This window comes from Limnohabitans sp. JirII-29 (assembly GCF_003063395.1).
In the GTDB taxonomy this organism is placed as follows: Bacteria; Pseudomonadota; Gammaproteobacteria; order Burkholderiales; family Burkholderiaceae_C; genus Limnohabitans.
The window spans coordinates 1-2,278 of record NZ_NESB01000024.1; the positions used below are offsets into that span (position 1 = coordinate 1).

Consider the following 2,278-nt stretch of genomic DNA (forward strand, 5'->3'; position numbering starts at 1 on the left):
GTGCTTGACACCGTGGCACCCACAGCCACCCTCACCCCCGGCATCTTTGCCGACACCACCAGCAGCGCCACCGTCAGCAGCTCGGAGGTCGGCACCGCTTACCTCGTCAACAGCAGCGTGAGTGTGAGTTCACTGGCCGACATCACCAGTCAAGACGATGACTTGTGGAACCAGGTGGCCATTGGGCAGAGCAACACCAGCACTGCCTTGGGCTTGAGCGGCTTGAGCGACGGCAGCTATGTGCTCTACACCGTGGACGCGGTGGGCAACCTGAGTGCCGCCAGCAGCCAGACCTTGACGGTCGACACCACCGCCCCCACGGTCACCTTGGGTAGTTCGAGTGTTGTGACCAACACCACCAGCGCCACCGTCAGCAGCTCCGAGGTGGGCACCGCTTACCTGGTCAACAGCAGCGTGAGCGTGACTTCGCTGGCCGACATCACCAGCCAGGCCGATGGTTTGTGGAACAGCGTGGCCATTGGGCAGAGCAACACCAGCACCGACCTCAGCCTGAGCGGCTTGAGTGACGGCAGCTATGTGCTCTACACCGTGGACGCGGTGGGCAACCTCAGTGCGGCCAGCAGCCAGGGCCTTACCGTGACCGGCGTGGACCTGAGCGCTGTGGCCGCTGGCACCGGCGGCTTTGTGATCAATGGCCAAGCCAATGGCGACAGGAGCGGCTGGAGCGTGTCGGACGCAGGCGACGTCAACGGCGACGGCTTGGCCGACTTGCTGGTGGGGACTCCTGACAACAGCAGCGGTGCTGGGACAACCTACGTGGTGTTTGGCACCACAGCAGCCAGCGCCATTGAATTGAGCAACGTCGCCGCAGGCACAGGGGGCTTTGTCATCAACGGCATAAGTGCAGGGGATACCAGTGGCTACAGCGTGTCGAGCGCGGGCGATGTGAACGGCGACGGCTTGGCCGACCTGTTGTTGGGAGCGCCTGCAAACATCTACATAGACAACTCGGTTGGACACAGCTACGTGGTGTGGGGCACCACCGCCACCAGCGCCATTGAATTGAGCGACGTGGCCGCTGGCAGTGGGGGCTTTGTCATCAACGGCCAAGCCAGTGGCGACCTCAGTGGCAAAAGCGTGGCAAGCGCAGGCGACGTCAACGGCGATGGCTTGGCCGACTTGCTGGTGGGGGCGCCTTACAGCAGCACCAGCGCGGGCAGCAACACCGGGCGCAGCTATGTGGTCTTTGGCACCACCGCCACCAACGCCGTTGAATTGAGTGACGTGACCGCAGGCACAGGCGGCTTTGTGATCAACGGCATATGTGCAGGGGATATCAGTGGCGAGAGCGTGTCGAGTGCGGGCGACGTCAACGGCGACGGCTTGGCCGATTTGCTGGTGGGGGTACGGATCAGCAACACCAGCGCGGGCAACAATGCAGGGAGGAGCTATGTGGTCTTTGGTACCACCGCCACCAGCGCCATTGAATTGAGCAACGTCGTCGCAGGCACAGGGGGCTTTGTCATCAACGGCCAAGCCAGTGGCGACCTCAGTGGCAACAGCGTGGCGGGCGTGGGCGACGTCAACGGCGACGGCTTGGCCGACTTGCTGGTCGGGGCTTTTTTCAGCGACCCCAGCGCAGTCAATGAGGCTGGAAGAAGCTATGTGGTGTGGGGCACCACAGCAGCCAGCGCCATTGAATTGAGCAACGTCGCCGCAGGCACAGGGGGCTTTGTGATCAACGGCCAAGCCAGTAACGACCGAAGTGGCAACAGCGTGTCGGGCGCAGGCGATGTGAACGGCGACGGCTTGGCCGACTTGTTGGTGAGCGCACCGCTCAGCAGCACCAGCACAGGTCCCCAAGCTGGGCACACCTACCTGGTGTTGGGTACCACCAGCACCAGCGCCATTGAATTGAGCAACGTCGCCGCGGGCACAGGGGGCTTTGTGATCAACGGCCAAGCCAGTGGCGACCTCAGTGGCTTCAGCGTGGCAAGCGCAGGCGACGTCAACGGCGACGGCTTGGCCGACTTGCTGGTGAGCGCACCGGTCAGCAGCACCGGCGGGCGCAGCTATGTGATTTTTGGTGCCACCGACGGCACCTGGGCCAACAAAACCGCCGTCGACCAACTCGGCAGCGCCACCGCCGACACCCTCACCGGCAGCACCAGCGCCGAGACCCTGGTGGGTGGCGCGGGCGACGACACCCTCATCGGCAACGGCGGTGCCGATGTGCTCTACGGCGGCTCGGGCAACGACGTGCTGGTGGTCAACGCCAGCACCTTGCTGGCCCTGCAAAGCCCCATGGGCAGCGCTG

1 protein-coding gene is annotated in these 2,278 nt (G+C 64.0%); it reads left to right on the plus strand.

The genetic code is table 11. From position 1 onward, the window contains the following. Nucleotides 1-2,278, plus strand: a 2,278-nt coding sequence (locus tag B9Z39_RS16800) for an FG-GAP repeat protein (RefSeq protein ID WP_199221242.1), incomplete at both ends; no start/stop codon positions are given.